Consider the following 4,987-nt stretch of genomic DNA (forward strand, 5'->3'; position numbering starts at 1 on the left):
AAACATTGTTTCCCTGTTGATGGAGAACTAACAAGACCGTGCTTTGAGCCGGGTTGGTTCTGACGTTGGCATTGGCAATGCGGAATTTTGTCCAGTAACCGCTAATTCCGTCCCAAGTTTAGTAGTGTGCATACTTCCAAATTCTGGTTGATCCTGCCAGAGGTCACTGCTATCGGGGTTCGATTAAGCCATGCGAGTCGAGAGGGTTCGGCCCTCGGCGTACTGCTCAGTAACACGTGGATAACCTGCCCTAAGGAAGGGGATAACCTCGGGAAACTGAGGATAATACCCTATAGGATACCGATGCTGGAATGCCCGGTATCCCAAAGCTCCGGCGCCTTAGGATGGATCTGCGGCCGATTAGGTCGTTGTTGGGGTAACGGCCCAACAAGCCGATAATCGGTACGGGTTGTGGGAGCAAGAGCCCGGAGTTGGATTCTGAGACACGAATCCAGGCCCTACGGGGCGCAGCAGGCGCGAAAACTTTACAATGCGGGCAACCGTGATAAGGGAACCTCGAGTGCCTGTACATGCAGGCTGTCTGGGTGTCTAAAACACACCCAAAGAAAGGGCCGGGCAAGACCGGTGCCAGCCGCCGCGGTAATACCGGCGGCTCGAGTGGTGGCCACTTTTATTGGGCTTAAAGCGTTCGTAGCTGGGTTGTTAAGTCTCTTGGGAAATCTGGCAGCTTAACTGTCAGGCGTCTAAGAGATACTGGCAATCTAGGAACCGGGAGAGGTGAGGGGTACTTCGGGGGTAGGAGTGAAATCCTGTAATCCTCGAGGGACCACCTGTGGCGAAGGCGCCTCACCAGAACGGCTTCGACAGTGAGGGACGAAAGCTGGGGGAGCAAACCGGATTAGATACCCGGGTAGTCCCAGCCGTAAACGATGCGCGTTAGGTGTGTCGATGACCACGAGTCATCGAGGTGCCGAAGGGAAACCGTGAAACGCGCCGCCTGGGAAGTACGGTCGCAAGGCTGAAACTTAAAGGAATTGGCGGGGGAGCACCACAACAGGTGGAGCCTGCGGTTTAATTGGACTCAACGCCGGGAAGCTCACCGGATAGGACAGCAGAATGATTGCCGGGCTGAAGACTCTGCATGACTAGCTGAGAGGAGGTGCATGGCCGTCGTCAGTTCGTACTGTGAAGCATCCTGTTAAGTCAGGCAACGAGCGAGACCCACGCCAACAGTTGCCAGCACGATCCCCGGATCGGTGGGGACACTGTTGGGACCGCCTCTGCTAAAGAGGAGGAAGGAATGGGCAACGGTAGGTCAGCATGCCCCGAATTATCCGGGCTACACGCGGGCTACAATGGGCAGGACAATGGGTATCGACGCCGAAAGGCGAAGGCAATCTCCTAAACCTGTCCGTAGTTCGGATTGTGGGCTGTAACTCGCCCACATGAAGCTGGAATCTGTAGTAATCGCGTTTCAAAATAACGCGGTGAATATGTCCCTGCTCCTTGCACACACCGCCCGTCAAACCACCCGAGTGGGGTTTGGATGAGGCTGCGGTCGTTGCCGCAGTCGAATCTAGGTTCCGCAAGGGGGGTTAAGTCGTAACAAGGTAGCCGTAGGGGAATCTGCGGCTGGATCACCTCCTAACGAAATTAACCCTTGGGCACGAACGCGGTTGCTGGACAAAACGTACAATTGCCGATGTCAACACGGAAACCCAGGGCTCATAGCTCAGTTGGAAGAGCGCCGCCTTTGCGAGGCGGAGGCCGGGGGTTCAAATCCCCCTGAGTCCACTGGGCAGGATTCATATCCTGCCCTTCCATGCACCCGGAGACGCGAGTCCCCGGGGAAGGGCTGAAGGTCAATGACCTGACGAAGCCGGGTATAGGTGCGTGATTCTGGACGTTAAATGAGTTCAGCGGAACGGCGATATGCCTGTCAGTGGATGGCTCGGTTCGAGGGCCGAAGAAGGGCGTGCCAAGCTGCGATAAGCTCCGGGAAGACGCATGGAGTCTACGATCCGGAGATCCCCGAATGGGACATCCCAGCACTTCGGTGTTGATCCGTTAAGGATCGGGAACCCCCCGAATTGAAACATCTTAGTAGGGGGAGGAAGAGAAATCAATCGAGATGTCGCTAGTAGAGGCGATCGAACACGACAGAGTTCAAACTGAATCCCGCAAGGGAGATGTGGTGTCGTAAGCCTGCCGTCCCGGGTCACGTGACCAAGTGGCAGTCCTCTGGAATGAGGCACTAGAGAGGGTGATAGTCCCGTACACGTTCGTCACGTGACTCTGGCAGTGTCTTGAGTACCGCGGGTCGGAATTCTCGCGGGAATCCGGGGGTCATCAACCTCCAAAACTAAATACCCCTCGAAACCGATAGCGCATTAGTAGCGTGAGCGAAGGCTGAAAAGTAACCCTGGAACGGTGGTGAAAAGCGCCTGAAACTGATAGGTGATGGCGCGTTACGGCGCGAAAGGATCTTCGCCGCGAAGAAACCCGTCGCGAGGCGGTAGTACGGGCGGCGTTGCCAGTGTCGTAACGTACGTTTTGAAGAACGGGCCAGAGAGTTTATTCTGCAGGCGAGGTTAACCCAAAAGGGAAGCCAAAGGGAAACCAACAAGTCCGTAGCCTCCGGGCATGGGACGGCGTATTAAAAGTGCGTGGAGTCTGCAGGATAAGACCCGAAGCCTAGCGATCTATGCGTGGGCAGGTCGAAGCGTGCTGAAAGGCGCGTGGAGGACCGCAAACGGTTTTGATATGCAAATCATTCGCGTGACCTGCGTATAGGAGTGAAAGATTAATCGAGCTGGGCATCCGCTGGTTCCTCTCGAAACATGCCGTAGCATGACCTGGCCGGAGATAGACGGTGAGGTAGAGCACTGATTGGGGGAGCTGGGGGAGAAATCCCTCACCCCCCTGTCAAACTCCAAATTCCCCGTCGTCGAAGATGGCCGGCAGTCCGGACTACGGGGTAAGCTTGTAGTCCGTAAGGGAGACAACCCAGACCGTGGTTAATGTCCCTCAATGTAGGCTCAGTGTCAACACTGAAAGGCGTCCCAGGCCAAAGACAACTGGAAGGTGAGCTCAGAAGCAGCTATCCTTTAAAAAGTGCGTAACAGCTTACCAGTCGAGGTTTGGGGCACTGAAAATGGACGGGGCTTAAGCCTACTACAGAGACCACGGACCACACGTTCGTGTGATGGCGTAGAGAGGCGTGCTGCCTGGGCCGAAGCAGGGCCGTAAGGTCCTGTGGACCGGGTAGTAATGAGAATTCTGGCATTAGTAGAAGCAAAGTTGGGTGAGAATCCCAACCGCCGGAGGGGCTAGGTTTCCTCGGCAATGTTCGTCAGCCGAGGGTTAGTCGGTCCTAAGGTGTGTCGTAACTCGAACACATCGAAAGGGAAACAGGTTAATATTCCTGTACCGTGCATCCATTGCGGGTAACCGCCCTGACGCTTCGGGATATGCCGGGCAGGGTCGTCGCCCTGTCCAAGCGTTCAACCTCGTGGAGTACCGTCATGGTGAGAAGCGAGGGAAGACGTGATGGAGTAATTCGGCAAATTCCTGGAGCCCGTGAAAAGGGGGATGCAATGACCGTACCGAGATCTGACACAGGTGCCCCTAGCTGAAAAGGCTAAGGCGTGTCGGTGTAATCGTGTTAAGGGAACTCGGCAAATTAGCCCCGTAACTTCGGGAGAAGGGGTGCCTGCCTGGCGATCAGGCAGGTCGCAGTGACCAGGGGGCTCTGACTGTCTAATAACAACATAGGTGACTGCAACTCGGAAACGATTAGTATAGTCACTGATTCCTGCCCAGTGCGAGTATCTGAATCCCGGGTTCAACCGGACGAAGGACTCGTAAACGGCGGGGGTAACTATGACCCTCTTAAGGTAGCGTAGTACCTTGTCGCTTAATTGGCGACTTGCATGAATGGATTAACGAGAGCCCTACTGTCCCTAACACGAATCCGTTGAACATTTTGTCCTAGTGCAGAGACTAGGGACTCCAGATGGGAAGTGAAGACCCCGTGGAGCTTTACTGCAGCCTGTTGCTGTGTTACGGTATTCCTTGCGCAGCGTAGATGGGAGGCGTCGAACCATCCCTTCCGGGGGGTGGGGAGCCACCGATGAGACACCATCCTTGGTTTACTGTAACACTAACTCTCGTTCCGAGAGGACACCGGTAGGTAGGCAGTTTGGGTGGGGCGCCACACCCTCGAAAAAATATCAAGGGTGCCCTAAGGTCAACTCATGTGAGTCAGAAACTCACAGGAGAGTGTCAAGAGCATAAGTTGGCCTGACGCGATTTCGCAGAGCAAGAAATCGCGAGAGGAAACTCGGGTCTAACGAACCAATGAGCCTTGTTGATGAGGGCCATTGACGACAGAAAAGCTACCCCGGGGATAACAGAGTCGTCGCCGGCAAGAGCACATATCGACCCGGCGGCTTGCTACCTCGATGTCGGTTCTTTCCATCCTGGCCGTGCAGCAGCGGCCAAGGGTGAGGTTGTTCGCCTATTAAAGGGGATCGTGAGCTGGGTTTAGACCGTCGTGAGACAGGTCGGTTACTATCTATCTGGAGTGTTTGGAGTCTGAAGGTAAGATGGAAATAGTACGAGAGGAACTTTCCGTCGCCGCCTCTGGTCGATCGGTTGTCCGACCGGGCACTGCCGAGCAGCTACGCGGTAAGGGATAAAAGCTGAAAGCATCTAAGCTTGAAACCCGCCCTGAAAAGAGACTCCGTTAAGGACACGGGTAAAAGACCCGCTTGATAGGTCCGGGATGTAAGCACGAAGGTAACGACGTGTTCAGTCCGCGGATACTAACGTCCAATGCCATCCGCTGAACTCAGACGAAATCCAGAGTCGCGCACCGAAACCGTAATGGTACTAGCGGCCAGAGCAGAGGGGAAACACCTGGACTCATCCCGAACCCAGCAGTTAAGCCCTCTTACGTATTGTGTGGTACTGAGGTACGCGAGTCCTCGGGAAGCACGATTCGCTGCTAGTACCTCCCTTCCAT

Annotated in this window: 1 tRNA gene and 3 rRNA genes; all 4 read left to right on the forward strand. The window is 55.1% G+C overall.

Going from position 1 to position 4,987, the window contains the following annotated elements:
* The first annotated feature begins 140 nt into the window (after nt 1-140).
* The 4 genes from MCUTH_RS11120 (at nt 141) to rrf (ending at nt 4,975) form a co-directional block, all read left to right on the forward strand.
* A 16S ribosomal RNA gene (locus MCUTH_RS11120) occupies nt 141-1,607 on the forward strand.
* A gap of 75 nt (nt 1,608-1,682) precedes the next feature.
* Nucleotides 1,683-1,755: transfer RNA gene (locus MCUTH_RS11125), tRNA-Ala, on the forward strand.
* Nucleotides 1,756-1,879: 124 nt separating this feature from the next.
* Nucleotides 1,880-4,810 (forward strand): 23S ribosomal RNA (locus MCUTH_RS11130).
* A 43-nt stretch (nt 4,811-4,853) separates the two neighbouring features.
* A 5S ribosomal RNA gene (gene rrf / locus MCUTH_RS11135) occupies nt 4,854-4,975 on the forward strand.
* The 16S, 23S and 5S rRNA genes sit together here with 1 tRNA gene alongside, the layout of an rRNA operon.
* The last annotated feature ends 12 nt before the right edge of the window (nt 4,976-4,987 follow it).

Source organism: Methanoculleus thermophilus (genome assembly GCF_001571405.1).
Lineage (GTDB): Archaea > Halobacteriota > Methanomicrobia > Methanomicrobiales > Methanoculleaceae > Methanoculleus > Methanoculleus thermophilus.